Here is a 19469-nt window from a genome sequence, read left to right on the forward strand (position 1 = left end):
ATCAGGGCGCCTTGAACGGGGAAGAGGCGGCGCCGTCGGGCGCGGCCAGGAACGGGAACACGGTGTCGGAATGCACGTGGTCGTCGCGGTCGACGCCGTCGTCGACGCCGGTCAGCCGGCCGGTGACCAGGAGCGAGCGGTAGACGTCGACCGCGTCGTAGCTGGGCGTGCGGCCGCCACAGTCGCCGGTCAGGTCGCGCCGGCCGGCCAGGGCCGCCAGCTCCACCGCGAACAGGGTCGAGCACCGCGCCGCGGCGCTGTCGATCCACAGCCGGTCGTCAGCCAGCAGGATCGCCAGGTCCAGATAGCGCGACGCCCCCGCCGAGCGGTCGGCGATCATCGCATTGCCACACTCGCCGTCGAAGGCGTCGTAGAGGCCGAGGGTCTTCTCGATCTCCGGAATGAAGGCGTCCGAGGTCGCGGGCGTGGCGTGGTTGTAGGCCTCCTTCAGGGTGTCGCTGACCGCCTCGGGCTCCAGCGTCGCCAGCAGGGCGTTGCCGGTCAGCGGCCGGCCCATGCGGTCGATGCGGCCCTTGGGCCCGACGGTCTCGGCCCAGACCGCCAGACGCTTGCCGCCGCGCGACACCACGGGCAGGTCGATCGACACGACCAGCGCAGCGGGTGTCCAACCGGCCAGCAGGTTCTGGGCCGGCCCTCCGCGCGTGTGGCGCCAGCGGTCCAGGATCCCCGCCGAGGTCGCCCGGTCGAAGGCGGGGCAGCCCGCCTCGTCCCGCGGCGCGCCGGCTTTCAGCGCCGCGGCGGCGAAGTCATAGGCCTCGCGCGTGCCCTTGACATTGTTGAAGAACGGATCGTCCCGCAGGCCCGCGAAGACGCGGAAATGCTGGCGCCGCGAGACCAGCCCCTCGGGACGGCCGGCGTCGCCCTGCACGTCGTCCCCGGCGGCCTCGCAGCGGATCTCGGCGCCGGGGAACCGGCAAGCGATCGTGGTCGTCGCGGTCGTCCTGCCGAACCGCGCGCCGCTGTCGACGTGGAAGACGTAGGCCAGGTCCTTGGAGAACCCATGGCCGACGATCGCCATCACCAGGTTCAGCCTGCGGTGATCCGGCGAGGTCCAGGCGAAGATGTCGCCGATGTCGGCCCGCGGGTCGGCGATGACGCTGGGCGTGTCGAGGTGGTCGGACGCCTGGGCCGGCCCGGCCGCGGCCAGCAGCAGGGCCGCCGCGCCAGCCAGGCCGGCCGTCAGCGCGGGGCGGAATTTGGGGGTTCGGGTCATGCCGTGGCTCCTGAAGAGTGGAGCCGCAGAAGGCCTTGGAAGGGCGCCCGCGCGCTGTCGAAATCTTTAGCGATCTGCCCTGGAAGCTCAGGCGGTCAGTCTTCCCGGCCCCTCAGGGCGCCACCGTCGCCGCATCGCCGCCCTTCAGCTGCAGCCAGTCGGTGAACGGCAGGTGGTAGTAGAGGTCGAAGACCTCGGCCTGCAGCTTGAAGGGCAGGCTGCCGTCGCTGTTCCACAGCATCACCACGCCGGTCTTGGTCGCCGGATCGAACATCATGGTCGAGCGATAGCCGTCGACCGCGCCGCTGTGGCCAACCAGGCGGTGACCCTTGTAGCCGAAGCTGCGCATGCCCAGGCCATAGCCGGGATGGTCCAGCGTCCGCCCCAGGGGCGAATTGCCGTAGGGCCGGCTGGTGTCGACGCGGGGCTGCTGGATGTCGGTCAGCACCGCGGCGGGCAGGACGGCCGGGGCCTGGCCCATCTGGGCCTGCATCCATCGCGCCAGGTCGACGATGTTGGAATTGACCCCGGCGGCGGCGGGGATCCGGTAATAGGCCTCGGCCAGCGGCAAGGCGCGGCCGCCGCGCGACGGGCGCGCCCAGTGCTTGGCCGACCGCAGGCCTTCCAGGCCGATGGTCGTGCTGGTCATGCCCAGCGGCAGGAACAGTTTCTGGCGGGCCTCCTCCGCGTAGGGCCGATGGGTGGCGGTCTCCAGGACCTCGCGGATCGTGTCGTAGGCGACGTTCTGATAGGTGTGGCAGGTCGCCGGCGGGCATTGGGGCGGCACGGCGGCCAGGCTCTGGCGGATCATCCTCGGATCCCGTCCGCCCTCCAGCCAGCCGTCATAGGCGTTGCGCGGCAGGCCCGTGCGCTGGGACAGCAGTTGCTCGACCGTCAGCCGGTTCTGGGCCTCGCCGGGCAGCCGCAGGCTGGTGTTGAACTTGGCCAGCGGGTCGTACAGCGAGAAGATCCCGTCCCGGGCCAGGCGGGCGCTGAGCGTGCCGGCCACAGTCTTGGACAGCGACGCCCAGCGGAACACCGTATCGGCGTCGACCTTTTCACCGTCTTCCGGCGAGGTCAGGCCATAGCCGCGTACGAACGACAGGCGGCCGCCCTCGACCACGGCGATCGCCAGGCCCTCCATCGAACGGTCGGCCATCATCGCCCGGATGCGGGCGTCCAGGGCGCGGTAGTCGATCCGGCCGCGCCATTCTCCAGGCTCAAGCGGCAGGGCGAGCGGCGTCGCGGCCGGCGCGGCGGCGACCGGGTCGGTCTTGGGCGTGCGAGCGCGATGCAGCGCCATCCAGCTCGCCGCCGCCAGCCCGATCACCAGCAGGACCGCCGCGATCGTCCGCCAGCCGGGCCGGCGCCGCCGGGCGAAGGTGTTGTGTCGGGTCCTGTAGAACTTGGCCAGCCGTCTAACCCGTAGAGAATCGTCGTCGCCCGACGCGGCGACCTCAGCGGCAAGCTGGCGGGGCTTTGCGTCGATTCCGCGTCGCGCGTGATGAACGCCGTGTCCTACGCCTTTGCCGCGCCACGGCAAGGCTTCAGACGCGGCCGCGTCACGGCGCCGCGCCTATTGCCTCCGGCGTCCCGACGCTCGAAAGTGCGGCGCTCGACGAGACCCAGCCGCGTGACCGCCTTTCTCCGCCTCTTCCAGACCGATCCAGGCCCGCGCCTCGAAGGCGAGGCGGTGTTCCTGCGCCTGCCGCGCCTGCACGACTACAAGCCGTGGGCCGAGTTGCGGGCCCGCTCGGCCGCCTTCCTCAAGCCCTGGGAGCCGACCTGGCCCGAGGACGACCTGACCCGCCCGGCCTTCCGCGCCCGGCTCAACGCCTACGCCCGCGAACTGGAGCTGGGAGAGGCGTTTCCGTTCTTCATGTTCCGCCGCGACGATGGGACGCTGATCGGCGGCGTTCGGCTGTTCCACATCCGTCGCGGCGTCTCGCAGACGGCCGTCATGGGCTACTGGATCGGCCAGCCCTACGCCCGCCAAGGCTATATGCAGGACGGAGTCCGGACGGCGATCGACTTCGCGTTCGGCGAACTGGGACTGCACCGGCTGGAGGCCGCCTGCATGCCGGAAAACGAGCCTTCGGCCGCCGTGCTGCTGAAATCGGGCTTCCAGGAAGAGGGATATGCTCCCGCTTATCTGAAAATTAACGGCGAGTGGCGAGATCATCGTCTGTTCGGGATGGTCGCGCCCCCGGCTTGTTAGCCGGTCTTCTCTTCGGAGGGGATTTTTAGCGCGGACCCGGGCGCGGCGCCTTCGGGCGTGGGATCAGGGCATGTCGTTCAAGATCAGTCAGCGACGCGTATGGGACGCCACGGCCACCCTCGAGGCCCTGGGCGCCGCCGAAGTCGCGCTGTGGCTCTGGGAGCCCGAGGCCGATCGCCTGCGCGTCAACGGGGCTTCGCGGGCCCTGGGCCTGGGGCCGCTGGCCCCGGACTGCTCCTCCGCCGCCTTCCGCGCCCTGACCCTGCCCCAGGATCGCGCCCAGGCCGAAGACATCCTCAAGGTCCGCCCGCCGGGCAGCGAGATCATCGCACGCCTGCGCACGCGAGGCGGCGAGATCTGCATCTGGCGCGGGACCTGGCTGGAAGACGGGGTGCGCGCCGCCGGCGTCGTCGTCCCCGAGGTCAAGTTCGCCGCGTCCGAGCGCGACACGCTGACCGGCCTGCTGGACCGCAAGAGCTTCATCGCCCAGGCCCGCGAGCGCCTGGCCATCGGCGGGGTCCATGAACTGGTGGTCGCCGACGTCGACCGCCTGCGCCGGCTGAACGAGGCCCTGGGCCACGAGCGCGCCGACCTGGTCCTGGCCGCCCTGGGCTCGCGCCTGGCCGCCGCCTTCCCGTCCGAGGCCCTGCTGGGGCGGATCGGCGAGGACGAGTTCGCCGTGCTGTGCGATCCGGCCGGCTTCGAGCCCGCCGAACTGCTGCGCACCGCCCTTGAGCAGCCCCTGCGGGTGGCTGGCTTCGACATCCACCCCACCCTGTCGATCGGCGCCGTCGCGGCCGAAGGCGGCGAGGACGCGCCGGAGGCGGCCGAGCTGCTGCGCCGCGCCGAGCTGGCCGTCGAGGCCGCCGCCGCCAACGGCCGCGGCAGCGCCGCCGCCTACGGTCGCTCGATGGAGACCGACGGCCTGTCGCGCCTGGCCCTGGAGGCCGACCTGCGCGGCGCCATCGGCCGCGGCGAGATCACCCCCTTCTTCCAGCCCGTGGTCCGCCTGTCGACCGGCGCCCTGTCGGGCTTCGAGGCCCTGGCCCGCTGGATCCACCCACGCCGCGGCATGCTGCCGCCGGATGAGTTCCTCCCGCTGGTGGAGGAGATGGGCCTGATGAGCGAGCTGGGCGAGCACATGATGCGCACCTCGGCCCGCCAGCTGGCCGCCTGGCGCCGCTCGCACCCGGCGGTCGGCGCCCTGACCGTCAGCGTCAACCTGTCGACCGGCGAGATCGACCGCCCGGGCTTGGTCCACGACGTGCGCCAGGTGCTGCGCGAGCATGACCTGCCGCGTGGGGCCCTGAAGCTGGAAGTCACCGAAAGCGACATCATGCGCGATCCCGAGCGGGCCGCCGTGATCCTCAAGACCCTGCGCGACGCCGGCGCCGGCCTGGCGCTGGACGATTTCGGCACCGGCTTCTCGTCGCTGTCGTACCTGACCCGCCTGCCGTTCGACACGCTGAAGATCGACCGCTACTTCGTGCGGACCATGGGCAGCAACGCCGGCTCGGCCAAGATCGTCCGCTCGGTGGTCAAGCTGGGCCAGGACCTGGACCTGGAAGTCGTCGCCGAGGGCGTCGAGAACGCCGAGATGGCCCGCGCCCTGCAGGCCCTGGGCTGCGACTACGGCCAGGGCTTCGGCTATGCGCCCGCCCTGTCGCCGCAGGAGGCCGAGGTCTATCTGAACGAGGCCTATGTCGACGGCGCCGCGCCGGTGAAGGCGCGGGGCTGATCGTCCGGGCCTTTACCGGGCCGCCGCCTTCGAACCTCAGTGGCTGGCTGAAACCTGCCCGACCGCCGGCTCGCGGGTCAGGCGATCGACGCCGCCAAGCTGCATCGTGTCCAAGGCCGTGCTGGGCACGATGACGAAGGTCGCGTTCTGCTTCAGCCCCTCGTACAGCATGTTCATGGCCCGCAGGTGCAGGGCGGTGGGGTTGGCCGCATAGGCGCGGGAGGCGTCCTCGAAGCTCTTGGCCACCTGGCGTTCGGAATCGCCCAGGATGATCCGGGCCTGGCGCTCACGCTCGGCCTGGGCCTGCATCGACATGGCGTTCTCCAGGGCTTCGGGGATCAGGACGTCCTTCAGCTCCACCGAGATGACCTTGACGCCCCAGGGCTCGGTGCGCTCGTCGATGATCCGGCGCAGTTCCTGGCCGATCCGTTCACGCCCCTCCAGCATGTCGGCCAGCACGGTCTTGCCGATCACGTCGCGCAGGGCGGTCTGGGACGCCCAGGCGATGGCGCTGTGATAGTCCTCGACGTCCAGCGCCGCCCGCCGGGGCTCGACCACGCACCAGAACAGCGCCGCGTCCACGTCGACGGGCACGGTGTCCTTGGTGAGGGTCTTCTCGGCCTTGAAGCTGGAGGTGATCACCCGGACATCGATCCAGTAGGGAATGACGTCGACGATCGGGATGATCCAGAACAGGCCGGGGCCGTTGAGGGCGCGAAAGCGTCCGAGGCGAAGCACGACCGCCCGCTCCCACTGGCTGGCGATCTTGATCGACGCGCCCAGGATGGCGCCGGCGATGACGAATATGGCCAGCAGGACCCCGGCCGTCATGGTGTCGGCGCGGACTGGCCAGGCCGCCGCGGCGCCCGCGGCGACGGCGACCAGAAAGAGGGTGAAGGGGATGGCGCTGGGCTGGCGCATGGGCCTGCTCCCAAGATGGATGCGGAGGCCCCGACGCGGCGCGCCGCGACTTGCATCAATCCGTAAAACGTTCACCCAAGGCAAAGGTTGCGGCGAACGAGCCCCGGGGCGCCTGCCCCGCAAAGATCGCCTAGGCTCGCCCCGCCTGGCTCGACAGGTGATCGGCGGTGACGCCGATCTTGGCCAGGGCCATGGTCCACTTGTTGTCGTAGTCGTCGCCGAACAGCAGGGTCTCGTCGGCGTCGCAGATCAGCCAGACATTGTCGCGCAGCTCCTGCTCCAGCTGGCCGGGGCCCCAGCCGGAATAGCCGAGGGCCAGGATGGCGTGGCGCGGCCGGCGGACCTTGCTGCCCAGGGCGTCCAGGGCGTCGCGGGTCACCGTCAGGGCCAGGCCGTCGGCCACCGGCACGGTGGAGTCGGGCGAGATGTAGTCGTCGGTGTGCAGCACAAAGCCGCGCTCACGCTCGACCGGACCGCCCAGCATCACCAGCTCGCCGCCGGCCTCGATCTCGGGCGCGATCCCCAGATTGTTGAGCAGCTCGAACAGGGTCAGGCCCTCGACCGGACGGTTGACCGCCAGCCCCATCGCCTGTTCGGCGTCGTGGGCGCAGACATAGAGCACGGCGCGCTCGAAGCGTGGATCCTCGATGCCGGGCATGGCCACCAGCATGTGTCCGGCGAGGAAGCCGGTCTGGTCGCTCTTCTGGGCCTGGGCTCCGGGGTCCTTGCGTGATGTGTCCATGGTTAGAGGATCGGGTTGGAACGCGTCGGTTTCAAGTCCAACCTTGCGCTTGGCGATCCGCTCCGGCGCCTTTATCTCGGTGACGCGCTCTCGATGCGCGTTATCCCTTTTCCGGGCAACCCACAGGACACCGCACATGGCGATCAAGGTTGGCGACACGCTTCCTTCGGCGACTTTCATGACCAGCACGGCCGAGGGCCCGACCCCGGTCACCAGCGACGAGCTGTTCAAGGGCAAGACCGTGGCCCTGTTCGCGGTGCCCGGCGCCTTCACCCCGACCTGCTCGGCCAAGCACCTGCCCGGCTTCAAGGAGAAGGCCGCCGAGCTCAAGGCCAAGGGCGTCGACACAATCGCCTGCGTCTCGGTCAACGACCTGTTCGTGATGAAGGCCTGGGGCGCCGACCAGGGCATCACCGACGAGGTGCTGCTGCTGGCCGACGGCAACGGCGACTTCACCCGGGCGGTCGGCCTGGAGTTCGACGGCAGCAAGTTCGGCATGGGCCTGCGCTCGCAGCGCTATTCGCTGATCGCCAAGGACGGGGTGGTCGAGACGCTGAACGTCGAGGAAGGCGGGGAATTCAAGGTCTCGTCGGCCGACTACATGCTGGGCCAGCTGTAGGCCGGACCATCGATAGGCTTCGTCATTCCCTGCTCGCCGGAGAATGACGAAGCCAAGGGGAGCGACGTCCGTGACAGACGGCTTTGACATCTCCGCCCTGCCCTTCGCCGCCTTGATGGGACTGGAGATCACCCACGCCGCGCCGGACCGCGTCGAGGGCCGACTGGTGGTCCGTCCCGACCTGTGCACCGCCGGCGGAATCCTGCACGGCGGGGCGGCCATGGCGCTGGCCGACAGCCTGGGGGCGGTGGGCGCCTTCCTGAGCACGCCGGCCGGGATGCGAACCACCACCCTGGAAAGCAAGACCAACTTCATCGGCGGTGCCCGGGCCGGGACCACGGTCACGGCGGTCTCGACCCCGCTGCATGTCGGCCGCCGCTCCAGCGTCTGGACCACCCGGATCGAGGGCGAGGGCGGCAGGCTGGTGGCGGTGGTCACCCAGACTCAGATGACCGTGGAGGCCTGAGCCATGACCCTGTTCGAAGCCCGTCCGATCACCGTGTCGATCGCCCGCCCGGCCGACCAGGTCTACGACTTCGCCTGCCAGCCGGAGCGTTTTCCCCGGTGGGCCGCGGGCCTTGGCGAAAGCCTGACCCGCGACGGCGACCGCTGGATCGCCCACGGGCCGGACGGCGACGTCGCCGTGCGGTTCTCGCCGCGCAATTCCCATGGCGTGCTCGACCACTGGGTGACCTTGCCCGACGGGACCGAGGTCAGCATCCCCTTGCGCGTGGTGGCCAATGGTGACGGCGCCGAGGTCACCCTGACCCTGTTCCGGCTCCCCGGCATGGACGACGCCCGGTTCGCGCGCGACCAGGGCATGGTCGCCGAGGACCTGGCCACGCTGAAGGCGCTGCTGGAGTCATGATCACCCTGCGCGGACCGCGGCCGGGCGACTATGGCTGGATCGTCCAGCGGCACGGCGCGCTCTATGCCGACGAGCAGGGCTGGGACGCCCGGTTCGAGGGGCTGGTGGCCGGGGTGGTGGCCGAGCTCATCAAGAGCTTCGACCCGGCCCGCGAGGCCTGCTGGATCGCCGAGCACGAGGGGCGGCGGGTCGGCTCGATCCTGCTGGTCCGCGAGAGCGACACGGTCGGCCGCCTGCGCCTGCTGCTGGTCGAGCCCTCGGCGCGCGGGTTGGGCGTGGGCGACAGGCTGGTGGCCGAATGCGTGACCTTCGCCCGCCTGGCCGGCTATCGGGAGGTGGTCCTCTGGACCCAGAGCAACCTCCTGCCCGCCCGCCGCCTCTACCAACGCGCCGGCTTCGTGCTTGAGGACAGCTGGCCCTACGAGGGTTTCGGCGAGGGGCTGATTTCCGAAACCTGGCGATTGCGGCTGTAGATTTCCGCGGTCGGGGCAAACCGGCGCCCCTCCCCCGCGCGGCGCCTTAGCGTCCGGCGATGGCGTAGGGGCCTTCGACCGCCCATGGCGCCTGGTCCAGGAACGCCTTGGCGCGGGTCGGCTCCTTCATCTTGTCGTAGTCCCGCCCCTCGTAGCGTTCGAAGAAATAGGCGCGATATTGCGGGTTGTCGAAGGTCAGCAGGCCGCGCTTTTCCGCGTCTCGAAAGAACCGTCCCAGGGCGGTGATCGGCTCCAGATTGCCCGTGTCGGGCACGCGGACGGAACGATGGCCCATGGGCTTGCCGGTCAGCATCGGACCCACGGGCCAGTTCAGGCCGTCGCGATCGACGGCGATGGTGAAGAAGGCGTCGCCGCCATAGGTCGCCTGGACGCAGTGATAGGTCTTCCAGCGCCGAACGGCGTCGGCGGCCAGGGGTTCGGCGCCGGCCGTCCGCGCATCGACCTGCGCCAGCTCGGTCAGCGGGGCGTTCGGCGCCAGGGTCATGCCTTTGAACGGCGAGACCGGCGGCTCGACCACGTCTTCGACGCCCAGGTCGGCCAGGCGCTTCTGTTCGAGCGCCACTAGGCGGCGCCAATAGGGATAGAAGGCCTGGAGATCGGCGGCGGTCGCCTCGACCGGGCAATTGGCCAGCATCTTCGGCGCCAGGACGTCCAAGGCCTTGGCGCGGAAGCTGTTCAAGGCGCGCTGCATGATCAGGGCGCGCCCCTCGCGGCCGTTGTCCACGCCGGCGAAGTCGAACAGCGGATTTTGTGGCGACTCGAATTCACCGGCCAGAACGGGCTGGCCGTCCAGCCGCGCCAGCTGGCCGACCTCGGCGATCTCCTTGGAGAAGTCCTTGGGCCCGGCGAGGGCAGGGGTGACCGCCCCCATCAGCACGGCGACCGCGAGCAGGACCTTGGAACGACGAAACACCGACAGCATCGACGCGCACTCCAGGATGGGGGTCACAACCTAGGAGAGATTTCCGAACTCTGCAATTGGCCTTGGATCCTGGTGCGGATCACCCCGTCAGATGCTCGCGCCAGACCTCCCGCAGCACTTTCTTGTCGATCTTGCCGGTCGCCGTCAGCGGGACGGCGGCGAACACCACGTCGTCGGGGGTCCACCACTTGACGATCCGTGAGGCCAGATAGTCCAGCACCTCGGCTTTGCCGATCGCCGCGCCCTCGTGGGCCTCGATCACCAGCAGGGGGCGCTCCTCCCATTTCGGATGCGGCACGCCGACCACCGCGGCGATCTTCACGCCGGGGCAGCCGGCGGCGACGTTCTCCAGGTCGATCGAGCTGATCCATTCACCGCCCGACTTGATGACGTCCTTCTGCCGGTCGGTGATGCGCATGAAGCCGTGCTGGTCGAGGGTGGCGATGTCGCCGGTGTCGAACCAGCCGTCGGCCTGGGCGGCGTCGGCGTCCTGGCGGTAGTAGCGGCGGACCACCCAGGGCCCGCGCACCTTCAGGGCGCCCGAGGTCTCGCCGTCGCGCGGGGCCTCGGCCCCGTCCTCGGTCTCGACCCGCAGCTCGATCCCGAACTGCAGCCGGCCCTGCCGGGTCCAGATCGCCTCGTTCAGGGCGTCCTCGCCCAGGACGGCGAGGGACGGCGTGGGGGTGGCCACCACGCCGATCGGGCAGGTCTCGGTCATGCCCCAGATCTGCAGCACGTCGACGCCGTACTTGGTCTTGAAGATCTCGGCCATGGCCCGCGGCACGGCGCTGCCGCCGATCACGACCCGCTTGAGGCTATCCGGCCGCTGACCGGTCTGTTCCAGATGGGCCAGGTACATCGTCCAGATGGTCGGCACCCCGCCGGTGAAAGTGACGCCCTCGCCCTGGATCAGGTCGTGCAGCGACGCCCCGTCCATCTTGTCGGCCGGCAGCACCAGCTTGGACCCGCAGATCGGGGCGGTGAACGGCAGGCCCCAGGCGGTGGCGTGATAGAGGCTGGAGCACGGCATCACCACGTCGAAGGCGGTCAGGCCAAACGCGCTGGCCAGGCCGCCGGCCATGGCGTGCAGCACCACGGCGCGATGCGAATAGAGCACGCCCTTGGGATCGCCCGTCGTGCCCGAGGTGTAGCAGAGGAAGGCGCCGGCGTTCTCGTCCAGCACAGGCCAGTCAAACGACTGGGCCTCGCCGTCGATCAGGGCCTCGTACGACGTCGCCCCGACCCCGGCGTCGTGCGTCCGCTCGGCGTCGGACAGCATGACGAAGGTCTTCACCGTGGTCAGCTGTGGCGCCAGGCGGGCGACCAGCTCGGCGAAATTGCGGTCGAACAGCAGGACGCCGCTGGCGGCGTGGTTGATCGTGAAGACGATCTGCTCGTCCGACAGCCGGGGATTGGCGGTGTGCAGCACCGCGCCCAGGCCGGGGACGGCGTAGAACAGCTCCAGGTGCCGATGGGTGTTCCAGGCCAGGGAAGTGACCCGGTCGCCGGCCTTGACGCCCAGCCGCGCCAGGGCGTTGGCGGCCTGGGCCGCGCGCTGGGCGAGGCCCGCGTAGTCGTAGCGCCAGAGCGGCTCGTCGATCAGCCGGGAGACGATCTGGCGCCCGCCGTGGGCGGCGGCCGCGTAGCGCAGGATGCCGCTGACCAGCAGCGGCGTCGTCTGCATCAGGCCCGGGATCATGGCCGCTCCTCCCCTGTCCTTTTGGGACAAGCTTAGAGCGTCGTCGCGGGAAGGGTAGGCCTTGTCGAGGCTCTCTGTTCGCCGGCCTAGAACTCTTCCCAGCCGTCCACGGCGACCGCGGCATTGCCGTTGAACGCGGCGGCGATCCGGGTCCGGGCCGCGTGGGCCGGGCTGGCGATGGGGCGCGAGGCGGGGCTGGCGGCGACCGGGCGCGAAGCCTCGCCGCCGACCTTGAAGCGCCCGACCAGGGCGGCCAGTTCGCCGGCCTCGCCCTTCAGCGAGTGGGTGGCGGCGGTGGCTTCCTCGACCATGGCGGCGTTCTGCTGCACGACCTGGTCCATCTGGTTCACGGCGCTGTTGACCTGGTGCAGGCCGGTCGCCTGTTCCTGGGCCGAGGCGGCGATCTCGCGAACCAGGCTGTCGATCGAGGCGACCTGGTCGACGATGGCCTGCAGGGCCTGGCCGGTCTGGCCCACCAGGCTGACGCCGCTTCCGACCTGGGCGGTCGAGGTCGAGATCAGGCCCTTGATCTCCTTGGCCGCGTCGGCCGAGCGTTGGGCCAGGGCTCGCACTTCCTGGGCCACCACCGCGAAGCCTCGGCCCGCGTCGCCGGCCCGCGCCGCCTCGACCCCGGCGTTCAGGGCCAGAAGGTTGGTCTGGAAGGCGATCTCGTCGATCACCCCGATGATCTGGGCCACCTGCTGCGACGAGGTTTCGATCTCGGTCATGGCGCTGACCGCCTGGCTGACGATCTGGCCGGACTTCTCGGCGCCGGTCCGGGCGTTGGCCACCAGGCCGGACACCTCGTTGGCGCCCGCGGCGGTCTTGCGCACGGTGGCGGTGATCTGGTCGAGGGCGGCGGCGGTCTCTTCCAGGCTGGCGGCCTGCTGCTCGGTGCGGCGCGACAGGTCGTCCGAGGCGCTGGCGATCTCTTCCGAGCCGGACCGGATGCCGCCGGTCGCCGCGCTGATGCCGCGCAGGGCGTCCTGCAGGCGGTCGGCGGCGGTGTTGAAGTCGGACTTCAGCTGGGCGGCCTTGGGGGCGAAGTCGGCGCTGATCCGGTAGGTCAGGTCGCCGCCGGCCAGGCGGTCCAGCGCCTCGGCCAGGGCCCCGATCGCCACGGCGTCGGCCTGGGCCTCGGCGGCCTTCTCGGCTTCGCGCTGGGCGCGCTCGGCCTCGGTCAGGCGGCGCTGCTCGACGGTCTCGCCTTCCAGCCGCGCCTTGGCGACGGCGGCGTCCTTGAAGCTGAGCAGGGCGTCGGCCATCAGCCCCACCTCATCCTTGCGGCCGATCGCCGGGACCTCGACGTCGTTGTCGCCCGAGGCCAGGCGGCGCATGACGGCGGTCATCCGCGACACCGGGGCGCCGATCGTGGTCGACAGCAGCCAGCCCATCAGGCCGGCGATGGCCAGGGCGGCCACGCCGCCGATCACCAGCGACTGGGTCGCCAGGGTCATGGCGCCCTTCTGTTCCTTGGCGCGAATGGTCACGCGCTCAAGGGCGGCGCCCGACAGCTCGTCCTGCAAGGCGCGCAGGTCGTCGAGGCTCTTCTTGCCGATCGTCGCGCCGGCCTGGGCCTTGCTCGCAGGGTCCTTCATCGCCGTCAGGGTCGGCTCGGCGACGTCGCGCCGCCAGTCGGCCATGGCGGTCCGTATCTTCTGGATGCGTTCCTTCTGGGCGGCCTGGGTGGTCTTGCCCTCGAAGGCGTCCAGCGCCTTGTCGAACTGGGCGGCGTTGTCCTGGTAGACCTCGGCGAAGGCCGGATCATCGGTCAGGGCGTAGCCGCGCAGGGCGTTCTGCTGCTCGAGGATCAGGCTCATCATCGTCTCGGCCTGGCTGGCCAGGACGAGGCTGCGCTGGCTGGAGGTCGAGGCCTTGTCGATGCTCTGCAGGCTGGTGAAGACGACGCCGGACGAGACCGCGAAGGCCAGGATCAGCGCGCTGAACGCGATCCCCAGCTTCGTGGAAATCTTCAGGTCCTGGAATCGCATCGCTTGCCCCGCGCGCCGGTGTTGAAATCGACGCGCAGGGTTTGACGGACAACCCTTAAGGTTACGTTGCGGGAACCTTAAAGATAACGTTGATATTTCAATGACCTAGGTTCGAGAGCACGGCGTCGCCCATCTGGGCCGTCGACAGCTCGCCGCCCAGGTCGCGGGTCCGGGCCCCGCCGTCCAGCGCCGCCTTGACCGCCGCCAGCAGGACGTCGGCGGCGTCGGCGCGGTTCAGCGACCAGCGCAGGGCCATCTCGAACGACAGGATGGCGGCCAGCGGATTGGCCACGCCCTTGCCGGCGATGTCTGGGGCCGAGCCGTGGATGGGCTCGTACAGGCCCGGCTTGCCCGCCGCGCCCAGGGCCGCCGAGGGCAGCATGCCCAGCGAGCCGGTCAGCATGGCCGCGGCGTCCGACAGGATGTCGCCGAACAGGTTGTCGGTGACGATGACGTCGAACTGCTTGGGCGCGCGCACCAGCTGCATGGCGCAGTTGTCGGCCAGGATATGCTCCAGCTGGACGTCCGGATAGTCGCGGGCGTGCAGGTCGGTGATCACCTGCTTCCACAGCAGGCCGCTCTCCATGACGTTCGACTTCTCGGCCGAGTGAACCTTGTTGCCGCGGCCGCGAGCCAGTTCGAAGGCCACGCGACCGACCCGCTCGATCTCGCTGGTCGTGTAGACCGCCGTGTCGAAGCCCTTCTTCTGGCCGTCCGGCAGATCCTCGACGCCGCGCGGCTGGCCAAAATAGACCCCGCCGACCAGTTCGCGCACGAACATCAGGTCCAGGCCCGAGACGAGTTCGGTCTTCAGGCTGGAGGCGTGAGCCAGGGCCTCGAAGCAATAGGCCGGGCGCAGGTTGGCGTAGACGTCCATCGCCTTGCGCAGGTTCAGCAGCCCGGCTTCCGGGCGCAGATGGCGCGGGGCGCTGGCCCATTGCGGGCCGCCGACCGCGCCCATCAGCACCGCGTCGCTGGCCAGGGCCGCGTCGCGCACCTCGTCGGTCAGCGGCGTTCCGTGGGCGTCGTAGCTGGCGCCGCCATAGATTCGCTCCTCGACGTTCAGGTCGGGGGTGAGGACCTGGGCCACCCGGCGCACCTCCCCGCAAACCTCGGGGCCGATCCCGTCGCCGGGCAGGAGCAGAAGCGTGGACATCGGAAAGCTCTCTTAGATGGTGCGGTAGTCTGACACGTCGAAGGACGACATGCGGCGGTCGTGGACGCCCAGCTCGGGGAAGCAGGCGCGCCAGGCGGCCATGTGCGGGCTGGCGCGATGAAAGGCCAGGGCGTCCTCGTCGACGAAGTGCTCGAACACCCGGATCAGACCGGGGTCCAGCGGATCCTCGCTCAGCGCATAGTCCAGGCAGCCCGGCTCGGCGCGGCTGCCCTCGACCTGGGCCTTCAGGTGCGGCCGCAGCTCGGCCAAGCGTTCGGGCGGAACGCGGATCGTCCCGGCGAGGATGACGGTCATGGCTGTTGGTCCTCGGGAGGCGCCGCCGTGCGTCCTTCGAGGCTCGGCTGCGCCTCGCACCTCAGGATGAGGCAAGCAGCAAGACGCCCCTCATCCTGAGGCGCCCGCGAAGCGGGCCTCGAAGGACGCAGGGCGATCAAGCCTCCAGCCACGGCCGGTCCAGCGCCCGCTTGCTCTCGAACAGGTCGATGTCGGCGGCGTGCTGCAGGGTCTCGCCGATGGCGTCCAGGCCCTTGAGCATCTTGTCCTTGCGCACCGGGTCGATCTCGAACCGGAAGCTCCTGCCCGAGGGCGAGACCACGGTCTGGGATTCCAGGTCGACGCTGACCATGTGGTTGCCGCCCTTGGCCTCGTCCATCAGCTGGGCGACTTCCTCGGGCTTCAGCACCACGGGCAGCAGGCCGTTGTTGAAGCAGTTGTTGTTGAAGATGTCGGCGAAGCTGGTCGAGATCACGCACAGGATGCCGTAGTCCATCAGCGCCCACGGGGCGTGCTCGCGCGAGCTGCCGCAGCCGAAGTTGTCGCCGGCGATCAGCACGGACGAGCCCTTGTACTCCGGCCGGTTCAGCACGAAGTCGGCGATCTCGTTCCCCTCGCCGTCGAAGCGGAAGTCGTAGAACAGGCCCTTGGCCAGGCCTTCGCGCTCGACGGTCTTGAGGAACTGCTTGGGGATGATCTGGTCGGTGTCGATATTGGCCAGCGACAGCGGCGCCGCGCGGCCGTCGAGACGGGTGAAGGCCTGCATCAGACGGTCTCCTCGAACAGGGCGCGCACGTCGGTCAGGTGACCGGCGATCGCCGCCGCCGCCGCCATGGCGGGCGACACCAGGTGGGTGCGGCCGGCGCGCCCCTGGCGGCCCTCGAAGTTGCGGTTGCTGGTCGAGGCGCAACGCTCGTGCGGGGCCAGCTTGTCGGGGTTCATGGCCAGGCACATCGAGCAGCCCGGCTCGCGCCAGTCAAAGCCGGCGGCCTTGAAGATGGCGTCCAGCCCCTCGGCCTCGGCCTGTTCCTTGACCAGGCCCGAGCCCGGCACGACCATGGCCTTGACGTGCGGGGCGACCAGGCGGCCGTGCAGGAAGGCCTCCTGCACCACGGCGGCGGCGGCGCGCATGTCCTCGATGCGGCTGTTGGTGCACGAGCCGATGAAGACGCGGTCGATGCGCGCTTCCGAGATCGGCTGGCCGGCGGTCAGCCCCATATAGTCCAGCGCGCGACGGGCGGCGGCCCGCTTGTCCGGGGTGGCGAAGCTTTCCGGATCGGGGACGGCGCCGGTCACCGGGATGACGTCCTCGGGGCTGGTGCCCCAGGTGACCATCGGGACCAGGGCCGAGCCATCGATCACCACGGTGCGGTCGAAATGGGCGTCCTCGTCGCTGACGAAGCCCTTCCAGTACGACAGGGCCATGTCCCAGGCCGCGCCCTTCGGCGCCGAGGGCTTGCCCTGGATATAGGCGAAGGTCTTGTCGTCGGGCGCGACCAGGCCGGCCTTGGCCCCGCCCTCGATGGTCAGGTTGCACAGGGTCATGCGGCCTTCCATCGACAGGTCGCGGACCACCTGGCCGGCGAATTCGATGACATAGCCGGTGCCGCCGGCCGTGCCGATCTCGCCGATCACGGCCAGAGCGACGTCTTTCGCCGTGACGCCGGGGCCCAGTTGGCCGTCGACGCGGACGAGCATGTTCCTGGCCTTCTCCTGGCGCAGGGTCTGGGTGGCCAGGACGTGCTCGACCTCGGACGTGCCGATGCCGTGGGCCAGGGCCCCGAAGGCGCCGTGGGTCGAGGTGTGGCTGTCGCCGCAGACGATGGTCATGCCCGGCTGGGTGCGGCCCTGCTCCGGGCCGACCACGTGGACGATCCCGTTGCGGATGTCGCCCATCGGGAAGAACTCGATGCCGTTGTCCTGGACGTTGCGGGCCAGGGTCTTCAACTGCAGGCGCGCCTCGTCGTCGGCCACGGCGTCGACGCCCAGGGCCTGGCCCTCGGTCGGGATGTTGTGGTCGGCGACGGCCAGGGTGCGATCGGGCCGGCGCACCTTGCGGCCGGCCGCGCGAAGCCCGGCGAAGGCCTGCGGCGTCGTCACCTCGTGGATGAGATGCAGGTCGATATAGAGGATCGCTTCGCCGTCCTGTTCGTTGACGACGTGAGCGTCCCAGATCTTGTCGTACAGGGTCTTGGGTGCGCGGGTCATGATACCCGCGCATCTAGGCCTTGAGACGGGGCGCGTAAAGCGAGGAAACGCCGAAAATTCACGCCGGCCGGCGGCAGCTTGGATCAAACTGCCTCGGCTGAGCCATGCAAAGGCCTTGCTGCGCATGTTTCTTGCCCCGACGCCGAGCCTGAGCGACGAGGACCGCGAGCGCGGCCTGCGACATCTGGTCCGCGAGGCGGGGTACTCCAACGCCGTCACGGCCGTGACCAGCGGCGTCATCCTGACCGCCTTCGCCCTGCAGCTGGGCGCCTCCAACACCACGATCGGCCTGCTGGCGGCGGTGACCTTCTGGGTGCAGCTGCTGCAGCTGCCCGGCGTGCTGCTGGTCGAGGGTTTGCGGACCCGCAAGCGGATCTCGGTGCTGGCCAGCCTGATCAGCCGCTGCGCCCTGGTCGGCATGGCCCTGCTGGCCCTGACCGGCGGCGGCCCGGCGGCCCTGGCGGGGCTGGTGGCGGCCCAGGTCTTCTATTGCGGGATCGCCACCTTCGGGGGCTGCGCCTGGAACGCCTGGGTGCGGGACCTGGCCCCCGAGCAGCGGATGGGCCAGATCTTCGCCAAGCGGACCATCAACGCCACCGTCGTCGGCCTGCTGGCCAGTCTGGCGGCCGCCCTGGCCCTGGACCGCGCGCCGGAAGGCTCGTTCCTGCGCCCGTTCGTGTTCGCCGGTCTCTATGGCGCGGCCTTCCTGGCCGGCCTGCTCAGCTGCCGCGAGCTGGCCCTGACCCCCGAGCCGCAGATGCCCGCCCCGGCCGAGCGGGTGAGGCTGGTCCCGCTGCTGCGCGCCCCGCTGAAGGACCGGAACTTCCGCCGGCTGATCGCCTTCCTGGCCAGCTGGCAGTTCGCCGTGAACCTGGCCACGCCGTTCTTCACGGTGTTCTTCGTCAAGCAGCTGGGGCTGTCGGTCACGTTCGTGGTGGTGCTCAGCGTCGTCAGCCAGGCGACCAACGTCCTGGCCCTGCGCAGCTGGGGCCTGCTGTCGGACCGCTTCGCCAACAAGTCGGTGCTGGCCGTGGCCGCCCCGCTGTTCATCGCCTGCATCGCCGCCATGGTCGGCGCCTCGCAGATCCACGAACGGTCCTGGGTGATGGCCTATTTGATCGGCCTGCACGCCCTGATGGGCCTGGCCACCGCCGGGGTGACCCTGTCGTCGGGCAATATCGCCCTGAAGCTGTCACCGCGCGGCTCGGCCACGGCCTATATCGCCGCCAACGCCATGATCAGTTCGGCCGCCGCCGGCCTGGCGCCGCTGCTGGGCGGGATGTTCGCCGACTTCTTCGCCGCCCGCCGGCTGGAGATCCTGGTGCGCTGGACCAGCCCCGGCGACGTGCTGACCCTCATGCCGCTGCGCGTCTCCAACTGGGACTTCTATTTCCTGATCGCCGCGGTCCTGGGCCTCTACGCCCTGCACCGACTGGCCATGGTCAAGGAGCAGGGCGAGATCGACAACCGGCTGATGGTCGGCGAGGTGCTGGCCCAGGCCCGCCGCGACGTGCGCAACGTCTCGCCGATCGCCGGCCTGAAGATGCTGACCGACGTGCCCTCCGCCCTGCTGCGCGACGCGCGGGTGCGCAAGCGCCTGCAGCGGATGCGCGACCGCCGCGACGCCCGCCAGGGCGCCCCGCCCAAGCGGCGGCGGACGGCGGTCAGCCTGCGCTGAGCGAGGGCATGTCTCCGAACGCAAAGAGGGCGCGCCCTGTGTTTGCGGCGCGCCCTCATATCGCATTTCCTTCGGTGGCCATGACGCCGTTTCCGAAGAGGGCCACTCCCTAGCAAGGGGGCGGTCTATAAGCCCGTCGCAGAGCGGTGGGGGTGCGTTCACCAAACACCAGACACCGGCGTTTTGTCAATATATTCGTGCGCCTGCACGAAAGCTTGACCATTGAAATCCCGCAAGAAAAAGGCCCTGGCGTTTCCGCCAGGGCCTGGATCTTCGCGAAGTCGCGCGCCCTATTCGGCGTCGGCGGCTTCGGTCTTGCGGACGTTCGAACGCTCGGCGATCCGGGCCGACTTACCGCGACGGTCGCGCAGGTAGTACAGCTTGGCGCGACGGACGACGCCGCGGCGCTTCACCTCGATGCTTTCGATGCTCGGCGACAGCAGCGGGAACAGACGCTCCACGCCTTCGCCGAACGAGATCTTGCGGACGGTGAAGCTCTCGTGCACGCCGCCGCCCGAACGGGCGATGCAGACGCCCTCGTAGGCCTGGACGCGCTCGCGCTCGCCTTCCTTGATGCGGACGTTGACGCGCAGGGTGTCGCCCGGTTCGAACTCGGGGATCGCGCGGGCCGCCAGCAGACGGTCGGCTTCTTCGCGCTCAAGTTCGGCGATGATGTTCTTGGCCATG

The 19469-nt window shown here is 70.0% G+C and carries 19 protein-coding genes and 1 pseudogene; 8 read left to right on the plus strand and 12 right to left on the minus strand.

The features are described 5' to 3' along the window. Position 1 precedes the first annotated feature (1 nt). Positions 2–1234, minus strand: coding sequence for a DUF4331 family protein (locus tag EV278_RS00515; RefSeq protein WP_132085604.1), 1233 nt, complete (start codon positions 1232–1234; stop codon positions 2–4). 112 nt (positions 1235–1346) lie between these two features. Continuing rightward, positions 1347–2537 (minus strand): serine hydrolase domain-containing protein, encoded by a 1191-nt coding sequence (locus EV278_RS00520; RefSeq protein ID WP_132085606.1) that lies wholly within the window; start codon positions 2535–2537, stop codon positions 1347–1349. A 330-nt stretch (positions 2538–2867) separates the two neighbouring features. On the opposite strand from EV278_RS00520, the gene EV278_RS00525 reads away from it, so the two are divergent. Both EV278_RS00525 and EV278_RS00530 read left to right on the plus strand, forming a co-directional pair. Continuing rightward, a complete protein-coding gene (locus EV278_RS00525; RefSeq protein ID WP_243692028.1) occupies positions 2868–3452 on the plus strand; it encodes a GNAT family protein in 585 nt (194 codons plus the stop codon). Positions 3453–3522: 70 nt separating this feature from the next. After that, positions 3523–5190 (plus strand): bifunctional diguanylate cyclase/phosphodiesterase, encoded by a 1668-nt coding sequence (locus EV278_RS00530; protein WP_132085610.1) that lies wholly within the window; start codon positions 3523–3525, stop codon positions 5188–5190. 36 nt (positions 5191–5226) lie between these two features. On the opposite strand, the gene EV278_RS00535 is transcribed toward EV278_RS00530, so the two are convergent. Together EV278_RS00535 and EV278_RS00540 are read right to left on the minus strand one after the other, a co-directional pair. Further along, positions 5227–6111 (minus strand): slipin family protein, encoded by an 885-nt coding sequence (locus EV278_RS00535; protein ID WP_132085612.1) that lies wholly within the window; start codon positions 6109–6111, stop codon positions 5227–5229. A 130-nt stretch (positions 6112–6241) separates the two neighbouring features. After that, the gene (locus tag EV278_RS00540; RefSeq protein ID WP_132085614.1) at positions 6242–6853 is read right to left on the minus strand and encodes a YqgE/AlgH family protein; all 612 of its coding nucleotides are present in this window, start codon (positions 6851–6853) and stop codon (positions 6242–6244) included. 136 nt (positions 6854–6989) lie between these two features. On the opposite strand from EV278_RS00540, the gene EV278_RS00545 reads away from it, so the two are divergent. The 4 genes from EV278_RS00545 to EV278_RS00560 all read left to right on the plus strand — a co-directional run bounded on the left by EV278_RS00545 (position 6990) and on the right by EV278_RS00560 (position 8813). After that, positions 6990–7472: a peroxiredoxin gene (locus tag EV278_RS00545; RefSeq protein ID WP_132085616.1), complete on the plus strand. Its 483-nt coding sequence runs from the start codon at positions 6990–6992 to the stop codon at positions 7470–7472. A 70-nt stretch (positions 7473–7542) separates the two neighbouring features. Beyond that, positions 7543–7938: a PaaI family thioesterase gene (locus EV278_RS00550; protein ID WP_243692029.1), complete on the plus strand. Its 396-nt coding sequence runs from the start codon at positions 7543–7545 to the stop codon at positions 7936–7938. A 3-nt stretch (positions 7939–7941) separates the two neighbouring features. Continuing rightward, positions 7942–8340 carry an SRPBCC family protein gene (locus tag EV278_RS00555; RefSeq protein WP_207905419.1) on the plus strand — a complete coding sequence of 133 codons (399 nt, stop codon included), beginning with the start codon at positions 7942–7944 and terminating at the stop codon, positions 8338–8340. Continuing rightward, entirely contained in the window at positions 8337–8813 is a 477-nt protein-coding gene (locus EV278_RS00560) for a GNAT family N-acetyltransferase (RefSeq protein ID WP_132085620.1), read from the plus strand. The genes EV278_RS00555 and EV278_RS00560 overlap by 4 nt, the downstream gene beginning before the upstream one ends. Positions 8814–8859: 46 nt before the next feature. Here EV278_RS00560 and EV278_RS00565 read toward each other — a convergent pair whose 3' ends face one another. From EV278_RS00565 to EV278_RS00585, 5 genes are all read right to left on the minus strand, one after another. Further along, positions 8860–9756 carry a hypothetical protein gene (locus tag EV278_RS00565; protein WP_132085622.1) on the minus strand — a complete coding sequence of 299 codons (897 nt, stop codon included), beginning with the start codon at positions 9754–9756 and terminating at the stop codon, positions 8860–8862. A 79-nt stretch (positions 9757–9835) separates the two neighbouring features. Beyond that, positions 9836–11455, minus strand: a complete 1620-nt coding sequence (locus EV278_RS00570) for a long-chain fatty acid--CoA ligase (RefSeq protein ID WP_132085624.1) — start codon at positions 11453–11455, stop codon at positions 9836–9838. Positions 11456–11541: 86 nt separating this feature from the next. Beyond that, entirely contained in the window at positions 11542–13446 is a 1905-nt protein-coding gene (locus EV278_RS00575) for a methyl-accepting chemotaxis protein (RefSeq protein WP_132085626.1), read from the minus strand. Positions 13447–13543: 97 nt separating this feature from the next. Next, on the minus strand, positions 13544–14602 hold the full coding sequence (gene leuB, locus EV278_RS00580; protein ID WP_132085628.1) for a 3-isopropylmalate dehydrogenase: 1059 nt from the start codon (positions 14600–14602) through the stop codon (positions 13544–13546). Positions 14603–14614: 12 nt separating this feature from the next. Then, complete coding sequence (locus EV278_RS00585; protein WP_132085630.1) at positions 14615–14917, minus strand: putative quinol monooxygenase; 303 nt, start codon at positions 14915–14917, stop codon at positions 14615–14617. Between the two features lie 5 nt (positions 14918–14922). Here EV278_RS00585 and EV278_RS00590 point away from each other — a divergent pair. Next, positions 14923–15053: pseudogene (locus EV278_RS00590) on the plus strand (hypothetical protein); the annotation flags it as partial. On the opposite strand, the gene leuD reads toward EV278_RS00590, so the two are convergent. Both leuD and leuC read right to left on the minus strand, forming a co-directional pair. Continuing rightward, positions 15054–15662, minus strand: coding sequence for a 3-isopropylmalate dehydratase small subunit (gene leuD / locus EV278_RS00595; protein ID WP_132085632.1), 609 nt, complete (start codon positions 15660–15662; stop codon positions 15054–15056). It abuts the pseudogene before it with no gap. Beyond that, complete coding sequence (gene leuC, locus EV278_RS00600; RefSeq protein WP_132085634.1) at positions 15662–17104, minus strand: 3-isopropylmalate dehydratase large subunit; 1443 nt, start codon at positions 17102–17104, stop codon at positions 15662–15664. The genes leuD and leuC overlap by 1 nt, the downstream gene beginning before the upstream one ends. Before the next feature lie 124 nt (positions 17105–17228). Here leuC and EV278_RS00605 point away from each other — a divergent pair, with 124 nt between their 5' ends. After that, positions 17229–18782, plus strand: a complete 1554-nt coding sequence (locus tag EV278_RS00605) for an MFS transporter (RefSeq protein ID WP_165916480.1) — start codon at positions 17229–17231, stop codon at positions 18780–18782. A gap of 290 nt (positions 18783–19072) precedes the next feature. Here the strand turns inward: EV278_RS00605 and rplS are convergent, their stop codons facing one another. Then, positions 19073–19468 carry a 50S ribosomal protein L19 gene (gene rplS, locus EV278_RS00610; RefSeq protein ID WP_132085638.1) on the minus strand — a complete coding sequence of 132 codons (396 nt, stop codon included), beginning with the start codon at positions 19466–19468 and terminating at the stop codon, positions 19073–19075. Position 19469: the final 1 nt, after the last annotated feature.

This window comes from Caulobacter sp. BK020 (assembly GCF_004342605.1).
Taxonomy (GTDB): Bacteria; Pseudomonadota; Alphaproteobacteria; order Caulobacterales; family Caulobacteraceae; genus Caulobacter.